Genomic DNA, 15016 nt, shown 5'->3' on the forward strand with positions numbered 1-15016 from the left:
TTTCAGCGTGAAAAGTGAGAAAATCGTTGCACGTTTTGCCCCGTCGCCAAGCGGTAAGGCACCTGACTCTGACTCAGGCATTCGGTGGTTCGAATCCATCCGGGGCAGCCAAATTAAAAGCAAAAGGCCAGATCGAAAGATCTGGCCTTTTGCTTTTAATTTGGTCACGCATTCCACCTTATCCCCGCGCCTGTCGGCGCGCGCCCTTGAACATCAAGGGGGCTCCTCTCCAGAGAGAACCCCGGGGTCGGACATGCAGAAAGACGGGGAGTGCCGGCCGCTGGCCGGCAACTAGGACATGCACGACCCCGAAACGACAAAAGCCCGGCCGAAGCCGGGCTTTTGCTTTTCCAACCAGCGGGCTCCCGAAGGAGCCCAACCAGGCGCGGTAAATCAGCGCTTGGAGAACTGGGTGGCGCGGCGGGCCTTGTGCAGACCGACCTTCTTACGCTCGACTTCACGGGCGTCACGGGTCATGAAGCCAGCCTTGCGCAGCTCGGACTTCAGGGTTTCGTCGTACTCGACCAGAGCACGGGCGATGCCCAGACGGATCGCACCGGCCTGGCCGGTGGTGCCGCCGCCAGCGGCGGTGACCAGGATGTCGAAGCTTTCGGTGTTCTTGGTCAGCTCGAGCGGCTGGCGCACGATCATGCGCGCGGTCTCACGACCGAAGAACTCGTCCAGCGGACGGCCATTGACGGTGATGTTGCCCGAACCCTTGCGCAGGAACACGCGAGCGGTGGAGGACTTGCGGCGGCCAGTGCCGTAGTTTTGAGTGATAGCCATGATTAGATATCCAGAACCTGCGGCTGCTGTGCGGCGTGCGGATGCTCAGTGCCGGCGTAGACCTTGAGCTTGCGGTACATCTGGCGACCCAGCGGGCCCTTCGGCAGCATGCCCTTCACGGCGATCTCGATCACGCGCTCCGGGTGGCGCTCCAGCGCCTGGGCCAGGGACTCGGTCTTCAGGTTGCCGATGTAGCCGGTGAAACGGTGATACATCTTGTCCTGCAGCTTCTTGCCGGTGACGGCAATCTTTTCTGCATTGATGACGACCAGGTAGTCGCCGGTATCAACGTGCGGGGTGTAGACCGGCTTGTGCTTGCCGCGCAGACGGCGGGCCAGCTCGGTGGCGAGACGGCCCAGGGTCTTGCCCTCGGCGTCGACGAGGTACCAGTCGCGCTGGACGGTCTCGTTCTTGGCAGTGAAAGTGCTCATGAAGAACTCTAGGTTAGGTCGGGCTCATTGCGGCGAAAGGCTCGCCGGAACTCTGCCACGCGTTGTGAAAAGGTGAAGCGTAAGAGGCGGGATTGTACTCACCTTGCCCGGGATGCGCAACCCGCGCCCTGCGCCGGGTTGGCAGGGGCGCGGGGCCGGGCGAGAATCGGGGGTCTTCCGTCCCACCGCGTACTGCCATGACCGTGCTCCGCCAGACCACTCCGCTGGACCACCTGCTGACCGAGGCGCAGCGCGCCCTGGACACAGTGTTCGGCAATCCGCCGGCGGCCCGCCCCTACCCCGCCACGGGCACCGACGAACCGGGCATGGACAGCGCCGAGCGGCGCCATGCCGCAGGCCTGATGCGGATCAACCACGTCGGCGAGGTCTGCGCGCAGGGCCTGTATTTCGGCCAGGCCGCCGTGGCCCGCGACCCCGCCACGCGCGAACACCTGCTGGAAGCGGCGCAGGAAGAAACCGACCATCTGGCCTGGTGTGCCACCCGGCTGGGTGAGCTGGACAGCCGTCCGAGCCTGTTCAACCCGCTGTGGTACGCCGGCAGCTACACCATCGGCACCCTGGCCGGGCTGCGCGGCGACGGCTGGAACCTGGGCTTCGTGGTGGAAACCGAGCGTCAGGTGGAAGCCCGCCTGGACGAGCACCTGGTCGACCTGCCGCCCGGCGACCTGCGCAGCCGCGCGGTCATCGCGGTGATGAAGGAAGACGAAGCCCGCCATGCGGACCACGCCGAGCAGGCCGGCGCACGCCGCCTGCCGTTCCCGATCCCGGGGGCGATGGCGCTGGCTTCCAAGGTCATGAAGACCATCGCCTACCGGCTGTGACCGCCAGGTAGTGCCGGCCGCTGGCCGGCAACCACGCAGGTACTGCTGAAGATCAGGAGGTTGCCGGCCAGCGGCCGGCACTACCGAATCAGACGGTGGGGCCCGACCGTTGGCCGGGCCACCTTAGTTCGGCGAGACCAGCTTCAGGCCGATCACGCCGGCCACGATCAGGCCCACGCAGGCCAGGCGGGCCGGTGACGCGCTGTCGTTGAACAGGTAGATGCCCAGCACCGCAACGCCCATGGCGCCGATACCGGTCCAGATCGCGTAGGCCGTACCGACCGGAATGCTCTTCATCGCCTGGCTCATCAGGTACAGGCTGATCAGCGCGGATACCACCGTAGCAGCGGTGGGCAGGGGTTTGCTGAAACCTTCGGAGTACTTCATTCCGAGGGCGAAACCGATCTCGAACAGGCCGGCCAGCAGCAGGTAGATCCAGGGCATGGGTGGGGGCTCCTTACCTTTTTTGAGAAAAACGAAACGGCCCGGTGTTTTCACACCGGGCCGTGGATCGGTACATCACCGTGGAACTGTAACGCGTGCCAGGCACTGGTTCCACGGGGCGGGTCGTCCCGCCTGGGTGGCGATGCCTGCGGGCATCGCACATGGGTCTTACTCGGACAGGTTCCGGCCGTGGAACAGCTCTTCGATCTCGCGCTTGAGCAGCGCTTCGATCTTCATGCGTTCCTTGAACGACAGGTTCTTGGCCTTTTCCTCGAACAGGTACTGGTCCAGGTCGAAGTCCTTCAGGTGCATCTTCGTGTGGAAGATGTTTTCCTGGTAGACGTTGACGTCGAACATCTCGTAACGCGACTTGATGTTCTTGGCCAGGAAGTTCTGGATCGAGTTGATCTTGTGGTCGATGAAGTGCTTCTTGCCCTTCACGTCGCGGGTGAAGCCACGGACGCGGTAGTCCATGATCACGATGTCCGACTCAAGGCTCTCGATCAGGTAGTTCAGGGCCTTCAGCGGGGAAATGACGCCACAGGTGGCCACGTCGATATCCGCGCGGAACGTCGCGATACCTTCCTGCGGATGGGTTTCCGGGTAGGTGTGGACAGTGATGTGGCTCTTGTCCATGTGCGCGACCACGGCGTCGGAGATCAGCTCCTTGCCGGCCAGCTTCTTGTCGATCACCGGCTCTTCGGAGATCAGGATGGTCACCGAGGCACCCTGCGGGTCGTAGTCCTGGCGGGCCACGTTCAGGATGTTGGCGCCGATGATCTCGGCGACATCGGTCAAGATTTGAGTCAGCCTGTCGGCGTTGTACTCTTCATCGATGTATTCAATGTAACGCTGACGCTCCTCTTCGGTGCGCGCGTAACACACGTCATAGATGTTGAAGCTCAGCGCCTTGGTGAGGTTGTTGAAACCCTGCAGCCTCAGGCGAGGCAACGGCTTGACCACGGCGGTCGATTCCTGTGTAAGAAGGGAAAGGGGGAATTATGGGGCAAACTGCCCCCGGGGGGAACGTGAAGACGCAAGAGTTCTGGCACACTGTTTGCCCTTAACAATTGCGCTGGTTAAGCTCCGCTATCGACCCCGTGAATCCGTTCATGCGCAGAGGGAGCGCCCCTATCGTGTCAACCGTGCGCCTAGCTAGCAGTCCACTGGCCTTGGATATCGCCACCATCGATCGTTTCCTGGCGCACAGCCACCGGCGGCGATATCCCACCCGTACCGACGTCTTCCGACCCGGTGACCCGGCGGGAACCCTGTATTACGTTGTCAGCGGCTCGGTTTCGATCATGGCCGAGGAAGATGACGATCGCGAGCTTGTGCTGGGCTACTTCGGTGCCGGCGAGTTCGTTGGCGAAATGGGCCTGTTCGTCGAATCGGACCGCCGCGAGGTGATCCTGCGGACCCGTACCGCCTGCGAACTGGCTGAAATCAGCTACGAGCGCCTGCACCAGCTGTTCCTCGGCCCGCTGTCGGCCGACGCCCCGCGCCTGCTGTATGCGCTGGGCCAGCAGATCTCCAAGCGCCTGCTCGATACCAGCCGCAAGGCCAGTCGCCTGGCATTCCTGGACGTTACCGATCGAATCGTGCGCACACTGCACGATCTGGCACAGGAACCGGAAGCGATGAGCCATCCGCAGGGCAGCCAGCTGCGCGTGTCGCGCCAGGAACTGGCCCGCCTGGTCGGCTGCTCGCGCGAAATGGCTGGCCACGTGCTGAAGAAGCTGCAGACCGACGGCCTGCTGCATGCACGTGGCAAGACCGTGGTGCTGTACGGCACCCGTTGAGCACCCGGTGGGTGCGGACCTTGGTCCGCACTCCTTCGCGCGCTAGGCTCGTTGCATGGAACTGAGCAGCGAATTCTGGTGGTTCATCCTCATCGGCCTGGGCGCACAGCTGGTGGACGGCGCTTTGGGCATGGCCTTCGGCCTGGTGTCCTCGTCGGTGATGTTGAGCATGGGCCTGCCCCCGGCGCAGGTCAGCGCCAGCATCCACACCGCTGAAGTGTTCACCACGGGCGCGTCGGGCGTGTCGCACCTTGCAGCCGGAAATGTCGATAAACGCCTGTTCCTGCGCCTGGCCCTGCCCGGTGCGGTGGGGGGCGCCGTGGGCGCCTACGTGCTCACCCAGATCCCCGGCGACATCATCCGGCCACTGATCTACCTGTACCTGCTGGTACTGGCGATCATCATCCTGGCCCGCGCTGCGGGGCGCTGGATGCCCAAGGGCGAAATCCGCCGGGTACCGGTGCTGGGCTTCTTTGCCGGCCTGCTGGACGCCAGCGGCGGCGGCGGCTGGGGGCCGGTGGCCACCTCCACCCTGCTCGCCCGCGGCGGCCAGGCACGCACCACCATCGGTACGGTCAACGCGGCCGAGTTCATCGTCACCCTGACCATCTCGGCCACGTTCCTGCTGTCGATGGGCGTGCAGCACCTGCAGATCGTCGCCGGCCTGCTGATCGGCGGCATGATGGCCGCGCCGGTGGCGGCAATTCTGGTCAAGCGGGTGAAGGAGCGCTGGGTGCTGGTGGCCGTTGGCGTGCTGGTACTGGGGATCAGCCTGTTCCAGATCGGCCATGCGGTGTACGGGCACCTGTACCGCTGAGCGTTTGCCGGCCAGCGGCCGGCACTACCGGGACGGAGAAGGGGTAGTGCCGGCCGCTGGCCGGCAGATCCATCACCGTGCGGCGGGATCAGGCCTTGTCGCCACCGCGGTCCACGCAGCCCCAGTTGAGGATGCGGGTGCCGGCCGGCAGCACGCTGCGGAAGAAATCCACCTTGGAGCGCTTCGGGTTCACCACCACTGGCGCCTTGGCTGCCAGCAGCAGCGGCAGGTCGGCGGTGCTGTCGGAGTAGGCGATGTCGATGTCGCCGTAGCCGCGCTCGCGCAGCATGCGCATCTTCTCTTCGTTGTGGCAGTGGCGGGTCGGGCCGACGCCGCCCAGCCGCGGACCAACCTCGGTGCCGATCACCGGTACGTCCTGGTGGGCCACGAAGGCCAGGATCGCCCGTGCCAGCTCCGGCGGCGCGCCGGTGGCCACCACCACGCGGTCACCCTTGGCCCGGTGCGCGGCGAACACCTCCAGCGCCTGCGGCAGCAGCTTGGCGCGCATCTGTGCCTCGTTGCGCAGCACATAGGCGTCGATGACCTTGTTGAAATCACGCGCACGGTGCAGGCCGAAGCTGCCGATCCACACATAGACCGAAATACCGGCACGACGGGTCGGCAGCAGCGCCACCATCGGCCCGGCGATCGGCGTGACCAGCAGCGCGGCCAGCATGCGCAACGGGTTGCGCTTGATCAGCGAGGCGAACAGATGGGTGCCCGAATCGCCGTCGTAGAGGGTGTGGTCGAAATCGAAGACCACCAGCGGCGCATCGTCGCGCGGCGTCGGATAGTGCGTTGTCATGCCGCGAAGAATAGCTGACGCAGGCCCTCGCCCGGCTCTTCCACGCGCATGAAGGCCTCGCCGACCAGGAACGCATGGATGCCGGCATCGCGCATCAGCGCCACGTCCTGCGGGCCGAGGATGCCGCTCTCGGTCACCAGCAGTCGATCACGCGGCACCGCCTTCTGCATGTCCAGCGTGGTCTGCAGCGACACCTCGAAGGTGCGCAGGTTGCGGTTGTTGATGCCGATCATCGGCGCCGGCACCTGCAGCGCACGCTCCAGTTCGTCGATGTCATGCACCTCCACCAGCACGTCCATGCCCAGCGACAGCGCCAGTTCGGACAGCGTGGCCAGCTGGGTGTCGTCCAGTGCAGCGACGATCAGCAGGATGCAGTCGGCGCCCAGCACGCGCGCCTCGTACACCTGGTAGGCGTCGATCACGAAGTCCTTGCGCAGCACCGGCAGCGTGCAGGCCTCGCGGGCCTGCTGCAGGTAGGCGTCGGCGCCCTGGAAGAAGTCCACGTCGGTCAGCACCGACAGGCAGCTGGCGCCGCCGAACTCATAGCTGACGGCGATGTCGGCGGGGCGGAAATCCGGGCGGATCACACCCTTGGAGGGGCTGGCCTTCTTCACCTCGGCAATCACCGCCGGGTCGCCGTTGGCCACCGCCGCCTGCAGCGCGCGCACGAAGCCACGTACCGGCGGGGCACTGGCCAGGGCGGCCTGCAGCTCCTCGAGCGGGCGCTGGGCGCGGCGCTGGGCCACTTCTTCGGCCTTGCGGGCCAGGATCGTCTGCAGGATGTCGCTCATCGTCTTCGGTTCGGTGCGGGGGCGGTGAGGACGGCCATTATCGGCCATCAAGGGGATCAGGCTGAACCGCGCGCTCAGGCAACCAGCGCGCGGGTGGTCTCAACATACTGCTGCAGGCGCTGGCGGGCACTGCCGTTGGCGATGGCGGCACGGGCACGGGCCAGGCCGTCGCCGATGTCGCTGGCCACCCCGGCCACGTACAGCGCGGCGCCGGCATTCAGCGCCACGATGTCCAGCGCCGGGCCGGGCTCGTTGTCCAGCACGGCACGCAGCATCTGGATGGACTGCTCCGGTCCGTCCACGCGCAGGTTGCGGCTGGCCGACATGGCGATGCCGAAGTCTTCCGGGTGGATCTCGTACTCACGCACCTTGCCGTCGCGCAGTTCGCCGACCAGGGTGCCGGCGCCCAGCGAGATCTCGTCCATGTTGTCGCGGCCCCAGACCACCATGGCGCGCTCGGTGCCCAACTCGCGCAGCACGCGTGCCTGGATACCCACTAAATCGGGGTGGAACACGCCCATCAGCACCGACGGCGCGCTGGCCGGGTTGGTCAGCGGGCCGAGGATGTTGAAGATGGTGCGCACGCCCATCTCACGGCGGACCGGCGCGACCACCTTCATCGACGGATGGTGGATGGGCGCGAACATGAAGCCGATACCGGTTTGTTCGATCGCGGCGGCCACCTGGGCCGGCTGCAGCTCGATGGCCGCGCCCAGCGCTTCCACCGCATCGGCGCTGCCGGACTTGGACGACACGCTGCGGTTGCCGTGCTTGGCCACGCGCGCACCGGCCGCAGCGGCGACGAACATCGCACAGGTGGAGATGTTGAAGGTGTGCGAGCCATCGCCCCCGGTGCCGACGATGTCGACCAGGTGGGTGGTATCGGCCACCGGCACGGCCAGCGCGAATTCACGCATGACCGTGGCCGCAGCGGCGATCTCGTCGATGGTTTCCTTCTTCACACGCAGGCCGGTGAGGATGGCGGCGGTCATCATCGGCGACACGTCGCCACGCATGATCTGCCGCATCAGGTCGACCATTTCGTCGAAGAAGATTTCGCGGTGTTCGATGGTGCGCTGCAGGGCTTCCTGGGGGGAGAAGCTCATGGGAATGCTCCTTGGATCAGGCCGCCGGACGCTGCAGGAAATTGCGCAGCAGGGCGTGGCCGTGTTCGGTGAGGATGGATTCGGGATGGAACTGCACGCCTTCCACCGGGAACTGGCGGTGGCGCAGGCCCATGATCTCTTCGATCGAGCCGTCCTCGTTCTCGGTCCAGGCGGTCACTTCCAGCACATCGGGCAGGCTGTGCTTGTCCACCACCAGCGAGTGGTAGCGGGTGGCCTGGTAACGGTCCGGCAGGCCGGCGAACACGCCCTTGCCTTCATGGCGGATGGGCGAGGTCTTGCCGTGCATGATGTTGCCAGCACGGATCACGGTGCCGCCGTAGACCTGGCCGATGCCCTGGTGGCCCAGGCACACGCCGAGGATCGGCGTGGTCGGGCCCAGGCGCTCGATCAGCTCCAGCGACACGCCCGCTTCGTTGGGCGTGCACGGGCCGGGCGAGATGACGATGCGCTCGGGCTTCTGCGCGGCGATCTCGTCCACGCTCATCGCATCGTTGCGCACCACCTTCACCTCGGCGCCCAGCGTCTGCAGGTACTGCACGAGGTTGTAGGTGAAGCTGTCGTAGTTGTCGATCATCCACAACATGGTCAGGTCCCGTCGCTTATCAGGAAAATGGCGTATACGTTTTCGGTGTAGGTGATGGGGCCGGCTTCCATCGACTCGCGCAGGCGGGAGCCCGTGGTCTCGATGCTGTTCATCGGTGCCTCGGGCGCGGGCGGCGAGGGCGGCGTCACCAGGTCCCCACTGCTGGGCCAACTGCCCGCCTGGATGCCATAGGCGAAGTTCGGCGCCACGTCGGAAATGCTGTACAGACCGCGCAGCTGGGTGCCGTAGGCCTTGGCCAGGCCCTGCGCGGAGTCGCGGGTCTGGGCTGCCGCCTCGCCCTTGAGCTCGCGGCGCAGTGCCACTTCACCCGAGTACGTCGGAGCCACGCTGCTGACCTGCACGTTCTCATTGGCCTTCAGCGCCCCCAGCACGTCCTGCATCTGCTGGACGCTGGCGAAGCTGGCGCGCAGTTGGCGTGACACGCGGGTGCCGATGAAGACCTGCCGGTTCTGTTCATAGCGCGTCGCAGGACCAATCCGCAGGTTGTCCGCGCGCACGCTGCCTTCCACCGCCTTGTGCTGCTTGAACAGTGCCAGTACGCGGGCAACGTTGCCCTGCACGCGGCGGCGCGCAGCGTCGGCATCCATGTCGGTCTCTTCGATGTTCAACTGCAGGCCGAACCGGTCCGGCATCACCACGCGGCGCGCCTCGCCCTTCACCAGCAGGTGCGGCTGCGAAGGAATGGTATTGGCCTGCGCCCACGCAGACGGGGCCATCGTGGCCAGCAGTGACGACCACAGCAATGCGCTCAGCAGCTTCATGCGGTACTCCTTGTCTTGAACGGGAACAGCGGAACGACCACGGCGCAGCGGCCGTGGCGAGGCAGGCTTACAGGCCCTTGGCGGCCTGGGCGACGGCGCGGAACAGCGCGCGGCCCTTGTTCATCGTCTCGTCCCATTCCTTGTCCGGGTCCGAGTCGTAGACGATGCCGGCGCCGGCCTGCACGTACAGGCGGCCGTCCTTGATCACCGCGGTGCGGATCGCGATCGCGGTATCGGCATCGCCATGCCAGCCGATGTAACCGATGCTGCCGGCGTAGACATTGCGCTTGATCGGTTCCAGCTCGCGGATCACTTCCAGCGCGCGGATCTTCGGCGCACCGCTGACCGTGCCGGCCGGGAACGTGGCACGCAGCACGTCGGCATAGCTCAGGCCCGGCTGCAGCTGCCCGGTCACTTCGCTGACGATGTGCATGACGTGGCTGTAGCGCTCGATCACGAACTGCTCGCCCACTTCCACGGTGCCGGCCCTGGACACGCGGCCGGCGTCGTTGCGGCCAAGGTCGATCAGCATCAGGTGCTCGGCGCGTTCCTTCGGGTCTGCCAGCAGCTCGGCTTCCAGCGCCAGGTCCTGCTCGACGGTGGCGCCGCGTGGGCGGGTGCCGGCGATCGGGCGCACCGTGACTTCGCCATCCTGCAGACGCACCAGGATTTCCGGCGACGAGCCGACCACCTGCAGGTCGCCGACATCAAGGAAATACATGTAAGGCGACGGATTCAATGCACGCAGCGCACGGTACACATCCACCGGACGCGCCTTGAACGGCACGCTCAGGCGCTGGCTCAGCACCACCTGGAAGATGTCGCCGGCGCGGATGTATTCCTTGCTGCGCTGGACCGCATCGACGAAGCCTTCGCGGGTGAAACCGGAGACGAAATCGGATTCATCCAGCACGTCGCTGTTGAGCGGCGCCGGATAGCCGGCGCCCGGTGCACGCAGCCTCGCGGTCAGTGCATCCAGGCGCGCCTGGGCCTGCTCGAACGCGCCTTCGACGCGCGGGTCGGCGTGCACGATCAGGTACAGCCGGCCCTTGAGGTTGTCGAACACCGCCAGCTCGTTGGAGTCCAGCAGCAGGATGTCCGGCGTGCCCAGCTCATCGCGTCCGGCCGGCGGGGCCAGGCGCGGTTCGATGTAGCCGATGCACTCGAAGCCGAACCAACCGACCAGGCCACCGGTGAAGCCCGGCAGGCCATCCAGCTTCGGCACCGAGTGGGCGCTGCGCAGCGCCTCGACCTCGGCGAACGGGTCGGCCACCTCGCGGGTTTCCACCACCTGGCCGTCTTCGCGCACGGTCAGCGTGTGGCCGTGGAAGGCGTACACGCGGCGCGCCGGCAGGCCGATGATCGAGTAACGACCAAAGCGCTCGCCGCCTTCGACGGATTCAAACAGGTAGGTATTGGGGCCGTCGGCGAGCTTCAGATAGACCGAAAGCGGCGTGTCCAGGTCGGACAGCACTTCGCGGACGACGGGAATATGGGTGTGGCCTTCAGCGGCCTGCTGCTGAAACTGAGCGTGCGAGTTCAAGACGACTTTCCTTCCGGGACACAGCGTTATGGGGGCGGACGACGGCAACGGGCCACCATCGCCACCAACGGCGTGCGGAAGAAAGGGTATGCGGGGTCGTCAGGCTGGACACCCCTTGACTGTATCGCAGGATCGGCGGGAGGGGAACCCTGGGAAACTGAACCACGGCACGGCCGGGCTGGCCGCGGGGACCGATGGCTCTACCCCTGCCCGCCCAGCAGCGGGCAACCGGCCGGCAGGTGCATGCGCACCCGGCCCGGCACGCACTCGATGCGGAACAGCTGGGCCTGCACCGGTTCACCGTCCAGGTTGAGCGTCAGCGGTCGCTGCGATTCGATCTGCAACCACGGCAGCCGTGCACGCGTGGCCAGTTGTTCCAGCGCAGCCTGGGTGCCGGACTTCAGCATCTGGCCAAGGGTGGCGGTGACTTCGCCTTCCAGCTCCGGAAGCACCGTCACATCCAGCAGTCCATCATCGATGAGTGCCTGCGGACACAGTTGCTGGCCGCCACCGGCCTGGCGACCGTTGCCGATGCCGAGCGCGATGAAGTCGCCTTCCCAGGCGAAATCCGGGCCGGACAGGCGCGCGTTGATCGGCTCGATGCGGCCGAGCTTGGCAATGCCGGTGATCACATAGGCCAGCCCGCCCAGCATCTTTTTCAGGCCAGCATCGGTCTCCACCGTCACCTGCGTGCCGAAGCCACCGCTGGCGAGATTGGCGCACCACCACGGCGTGCCATCGGCGTCCACGCGCAGCAGATCGATGGCACGCGGCGCGGTCTGCCCGATCAACGCGAAGGCATCCTTCGGTCCAGTCGGAATGCCTGCCGACGTGGCGAAATCGTTGGCGGTCCCCATCGGGATCAGCGCCAGCGAGGGCAGCGCATCGGCCGGTTCCTCGCGATGCGCCAGCGTTTCCGCGACCGCGCTGAGCGTGCCATCGCCGCCTGCGGCGACGATCACCTCCACGCCATGCTCGATCGCCTCGGCCACATAACGTTCGGCGTCGCCGTCTTCCCAGGTCACCCGCACTTCCAGCTGCACGCCCTGCCCGCGCCAATGGCCGACCGCATCGCGCAGTTCGTCATTGCCTGCGGATTTGCCGTTGAGGATCAGGCGCCAGCGCGGTGTGGCCATGCGGTACTTCCGGGACAGGGTGGCACAGGCTAGCAATCGCGCGTTCGCTGCCAGTGAACGCCAACGCTTGGAAGCAGTAGATCCACGCCATGCGTGGATGATGATGCAGGGGAGCCGACGCGGTGCCGCAACCGTCATGTCATGCAGATGTCATTGCCGGCCCGGAGAATGGAAGTCCATAGCAGGGACGACGGATGGAGGCAGGATCAGCCTCCCACGCATGCAGCGAGGCCACGCCAGTGATTGGCGTGGCTTTTTTTTGGGGGGTGTGCAGGGAGTGCGAACCAAGGTTCGCACCCACCAGGTTGCGGTTCGCACCCTCCCGGTTGGCAGATCCACGCCATGCGTGGATGCACCTCGCCTCAGCCGTTGGCGAAATCGTGCAATGCCTGGCCCTGCAGCCGGTACACGGTCCACTCGTCCTGCGGCTTGGCACCGGCGGCGGTATAGAACTCGATGGCCGGGGTATTCCAGTCCAGCACCGACCATTCGAACCTGCCGCAGCCCTCGGCCACGGCCTGGCGGGCGATGTACTTCAGCAGCGCCTTGCCGGCGCCTGCCCCACGCTTTTCCTGGCTCACGTACAGATCTTCCAGGTAGATGCCCTTGCGGCCCAGCCACGTGGAGTAGTTGTAGAAATACACGGCGTAGCCGATGGCCTCGCCGTCGGCTTCGCAGATCAGCGCGCGCGCCGTGGCATCGGCACCGAACAGGCTCTCGGCGATGCCGATCTCATCGGTCTGCACCGAATGCTCGGCCTTCTCGTAGATGGCCAGTTCGCGGATGAAATGCAGGATCAGTCCCGCATCGGCGACGGTGGCCGGGCGGATGTTCAACACGGCCACCGTGCTCATAGCTCAGCCCCGCGCCGCAGCGACGTTCGCGCGCATCTGCGCGATCACGTCCTGGTAGCTGGTCTTGGCATTGAAGATGGCCGAACCGGCGACGAATGTATCGGCGCCGGCAGCAGCGATCTCACCGATGTTGTCGGCCTTCACGCCGCCATCGATCTCCAGGCGGATGTCCTTGCCGCTGGCGTCGATCATCTTGCGCACCACGCGCAGCTTGTCCAGCGCCGAGGGAATGAAGGCCTGGCCGCCGAAGCCCGGGTTGACCGACATCAGCAGCACCAGGTCCAGGTCATCCAGCACCCAGTCGAGGATGTCCACCGGGGTGGCCGGATTGAGCACGATGCCCGGCTTGCAGCCCAGCGAGCGGATCAGCTGGATGGTGCGGTGCACGTGGCGGCTCGCCTCCGGGTGGAAGCTGATGTAGGTGGCACCGGCCTCGGCGAAGTCCGGGATGATGCGGTCCACCGGCTCGACCATCAGGTGCACGTCGATCGGCGCGGTCACGCCGTGCTTGCGCAGCGCCTGGCAGACCATCGGGCCGATGGTCAGGTTCGGCACGTAGTGGTTGTCCATCACGTCGAAGTGGACCCAGTCCGCACCGGCAGCGAGGACGTTGTCGACTTCCTCGCCGAGGCGGGCAAAGTTGGCGGACAGGATGGAGGGGGCGATGAGGCAATTGGACATGGCCGGGGCCTTCGGAACGGGGAAAGGGGTTTCCCGCCCGCAGGCGGGACGGTGGGGTCAGCGCTTGCGCAGGGTCTTGATGCGATCGTAGGCGGCATTGATCCGCCGCGACTTCTGCTCGGCCTGCTGCTGCAGCTCGGGGGCGGCGCCGCCAAGCTTGTCGGGGTGGTACTGCGAGATCAGCTTGCGGTAGGCGCGCTCGACCTCGGCATCGGTGGCCTCGGAGGTCAGCCCCAGCTCCCGGTACGGGTTCTCCTTGTTCAGGCGGAACCAGTCCGAATCGAAGGCATGGCCGATCAGCAGGCCAATCACCGCGCCAAACAGCGGATTGGGCCGGAACAGCAGGGCGCCGGCGATGAATCCGAGCAGTTTTCCGTACCAGCGCATGGCGCTCCGGGGTCGACCGACGAAATGGACGCTCATTTTACGTCACAGCGGGCCCGGACGGCTTTACACTAGGCCGCCCGCTGGTCAGCGGGCCCGCCGGGTCCGTTGGGCAGCCGTATCGACAACGCCCCAGGAGTGCCCGTGCCAACCACGCTGTTGCAATCCGATCTCCCCGGCCTGCCCTTGCGCCATCGCGGCAAGGTGCGTGATGTGTTCGATATCCCGCGCGAGCGGCTGCCCGCAGGGACCCCGCCGGGCGACTACCTGTTGATGGTCGCCACCGATCGCCTGTCGGCATTCGATGTGGTGCTGCCCGACCCGATTCCGGGCAAGGGCGAGATGCTCTGCCAGGTCTCCAACTTCTGGTTCGCCAAGACCGCGCACCTGATGCCCAACCACCTGACCGGCATCGACGTGGCCAGCGTGCTGCCCGAGGGCGTGGACCCGGCCCTGTACGCCAAGCGCGCGGTGGTCACCCGCAAGCTGAAGCCGGTGCCGGTGGAAGCGATCGCCCGCGGCTACCTGATCGGCAGCGGGTGGAAGGACTACCAGCGCACCGGCAAGGTCAGCGGCATCGACCTGCCCGATGGCCTGCGCCAGGCCGAGCAGCTGCCCGAACCGATCTTCACCCCCTCGACCAAGGCCGCCGTGGGCGACCATGACGAGAACATCGATTTCGATGCGATGGTGAAGCAGGTCGGCGCCGACCTGGCCGAGCGCGTGCGCGACGCCACCCTGCGCATCTACAAGTTCGCCGCCGATTACGCGCGCGAGCGCGGCATCATCCTGGCTGATACCAAGTTCGAGTTCGGTACCGACGCCGATGGCCGCCTGTACATCATGGACGAGATGCTGACGCCGGATTCCTCGCGTTACTGGCCGGCCGACGAGTACGAAGTGGGCACCAGCCCGCCGAGCTACGACAAGCAGTTCGTGCGCGATTACCTGGAGACGCTGGACTGGGGCAAGACCGCCCCGGGCCCGACCATTCCGGCCGAAATCATCGAGCGCACCCGCGCCAAGTACGCCGAGGCGCTGCAGCGCCTGGCCGGGATCAGCGTCGACTGATCCCCCTGCGCCCCCCGCCGGAAAGGCCGGGGGCGTTCTGAAAGGGGCGTGCCGGCCGCTGGCCGGCAACTTCGGCATGCCTGCAGCCAGGCATGGCCTGGCTCTGCTGCCGGTTGCCCCGGGTAGTGCCGGCCGCT

18 protein-coding genes and 1 tRNA gene are annotated in these 15016 nt (G+C 66.1%); 5 read left to right on the forward strand and 14 right to left on the reverse strand.

Annotated features, from left to right (window positions below; genetic code table 11):
• Positions 1-36 precede the first annotated feature (36 nt).
• Positions 37-111: transfer RNA gene (locus EZ304_RS09430), tRNA-Gln, on the forward strand.
• A gap of 282 nt (positions 112-393) precedes the next feature.
• Here the strand turns inward: EZ304_RS09430 and rpsI are convergent.
• Entirely contained in the window at positions 394-786 is a 393-nt protein-coding gene (gene rpsI, locus EZ304_RS09435) for a 30S ribosomal protein S9 (RefSeq protein ID WP_005411311.1), read from the reverse strand.
• 2 nt (positions 787-788) lie between these two features.
• Positions 789-1217, reverse strand: a complete 429-nt coding sequence (gene rplM / locus EZ304_RS09440) for a 50S ribosomal protein L13 (RefSeq protein WP_005414692.1) — start codon at positions 1215-1217, stop codon at positions 789-791.
• A 197-nt stretch (positions 1218-1414) separates the two neighbouring features.
• On the opposite strand from rplM, the gene coq7 reads away from it, so the two are divergent.
• Positions 1415-2059: a 2-polyprenyl-3-methyl-6-methoxy-1,4-benzoquinone monooxygenase gene (coq7, locus tag EZ304_RS09445; protein ID WP_142806883.1), complete on the forward strand. Its 645-nt coding sequence runs from the start codon at positions 1415-1417 to the stop codon at positions 2057-2059.
• Positions 2060-2182: 123 nt separating this feature from the next.
• Here the strand turns inward: coq7 and EZ304_RS09450 are convergent, their stop codons facing one another.
• Together EZ304_RS09450 and speD are read right to left on the reverse strand one after the other, a co-directional pair.
• Positions 2183-2503, reverse strand: a complete 321-nt coding sequence (locus EZ304_RS09450) for a DMT family transporter (protein ID WP_005411314.1) — start codon at positions 2501-2503, stop codon at positions 2183-2185.
• Positions 2504-2671: 168 nt separating this feature from the next.
• Positions 2672-3466: an adenosylmethionine decarboxylase gene (gene speD / locus EZ304_RS09455; protein WP_005411315.1), complete on the reverse strand. Its 795-nt coding sequence runs from the start codon at positions 3464-3466 to the stop codon at positions 2672-2674.
• 149 nt (positions 3467-3615) lie between these two features.
• Here speD and crp point away from each other — a divergent pair, with 149 nt between their 5' ends.
• Both crp and EZ304_RS09465 read left to right on the forward strand, forming a co-directional pair.
• On the forward strand, positions 3616-4305 hold the full coding sequence (gene crp, locus EZ304_RS09460; RefSeq protein ID WP_142808088.1) for a cAMP-activated global transcriptional regulator CRP: 690 nt from the start codon (positions 3616-3618) through the stop codon (positions 4303-4305).
• A gap of 55 nt (positions 4306-4360) precedes the next feature.
• Positions 4361-5122: a sulfite exporter TauE/SafE family protein gene (locus EZ304_RS09465; RefSeq protein WP_054172646.1), complete on the forward strand. Its 762-nt coding sequence runs from the start codon at positions 4361-4363 to the stop codon at positions 5120-5122.
• Between the two features lie 88 nt (positions 5123-5210).
• On the opposite strand, the gene EZ304_RS09470 is transcribed toward EZ304_RS09465, so the two are convergent.
• The 10 genes from EZ304_RS09470 to EZ304_RS09515 all read right to left on the reverse strand — a co-directional run bounded on the left by EZ304_RS09470 (position 5211) and on the right by EZ304_RS09515 (position 13811).
• Positions 5211-5927: a haloacid dehalogenase-like hydrolase gene (locus EZ304_RS09470; RefSeq protein WP_142806884.1), complete on the reverse strand. Its 717-nt coding sequence runs from the start codon at positions 5925-5927 to the stop codon at positions 5211-5213.
• On the reverse strand, positions 5924-6718 hold the full coding sequence (trpC, locus tag EZ304_RS09475; protein ID WP_049426871.1) for an indole-3-glycerol phosphate synthase TrpC: 795 nt from the start codon (positions 6716-6718) through the stop codon (positions 5924-5926). Before trpC ends, EZ304_RS09470 begins: the two co-directional genes overlap by 4 nt.
• Before the next feature lie 74 nt (positions 6719-6792).
• On the reverse strand, positions 6793-7824 hold the full coding sequence (gene trpD, locus EZ304_RS09480) for an anthranilate phosphoribosyltransferase (protein WP_099554079.1): 1032 nt from the start codon (positions 7822-7824) through the stop codon (positions 6793-6795).
• A gap of 16 nt (positions 7825-7840) precedes the next feature.
• Positions 7841-8428 (reverse strand): anthranilate synthase component II, encoded by a 588-nt coding sequence (locus EZ304_RS09485; protein WP_010482655.1) that lies wholly within the window; start codon positions 8426-8428, stop codon positions 7841-7843.
• 2 nt (positions 8429-8430) lie between these two features.
• A complete protein-coding gene (locus EZ304_RS09490) occupies positions 8431-9210 on the reverse strand; it encodes an SIMPL domain-containing protein (RefSeq protein ID WP_142806885.1) in 780 nt (259 codons plus the stop codon).
• Positions 9211-9277: 67 nt separating this feature from the next.
• Entirely contained in the window at positions 9278-10753 is a 1476-nt protein-coding gene (gene trpE, locus EZ304_RS09495) for an anthranilate synthase component I (protein ID WP_142806886.1), read from the reverse strand.
• A gap of 200 nt (positions 10754-10953) precedes the next feature.
• Positions 10954-11889 (reverse strand): lipid kinase YegS, encoded by a 936-nt coding sequence (gene yegS, locus EZ304_RS09500; protein WP_099554073.1) that lies wholly within the window; start codon positions 11887-11889, stop codon positions 10954-10956.
• A 362-nt stretch (positions 11890-12251) separates the two neighbouring features.
• Positions 12252-12734 (reverse strand): GNAT family N-acetyltransferase, encoded by a 483-nt coding sequence (locus EZ304_RS09505; protein WP_065178874.1) that lies wholly within the window; start codon positions 12732-12734, stop codon positions 12252-12254.
• Positions 12735-12746: 12 nt separating this feature from the next.
• Entirely contained in the window at positions 12747-13424 is a 678-nt protein-coding gene (rpe, locus tag EZ304_RS09510; protein ID WP_010482664.1) for a ribulose-phosphate 3-epimerase, read from the reverse strand.
• A gap of 57 nt (positions 13425-13481) precedes the next feature.
• Positions 13482-13811, reverse strand: coding sequence for a J domain-containing protein (locus tag EZ304_RS09515; protein WP_006399039.1), 330 nt, complete (start codon positions 13809-13811; stop codon positions 13482-13484).
• A 141-nt stretch (positions 13812-13952) separates the two neighbouring features.
• Between EZ304_RS09515 and EZ304_RS09520 the strand changes: the two genes are divergently transcribed.
• Positions 13953-14879: a phosphoribosylaminoimidazolesuccinocarboxamide synthase gene (locus tag EZ304_RS09520; RefSeq protein ID WP_029379835.1), complete on the forward strand. Its 927-nt coding sequence runs from the start codon at positions 13953-13955 to the stop codon at positions 14877-14879.
• The last annotated feature ends 137 nt before the right edge of the window (positions 14880-15016 follow it).

The sequence above is a fragment of the Stenotrophomonas maltophilia genome (assembly GCF_006974125.1).
Lineage (GTDB): Bacteria > Pseudomonadota > Gammaproteobacteria > Xanthomonadales > Xanthomonadaceae > Stenotrophomonas > Stenotrophomonas maltophilia_O.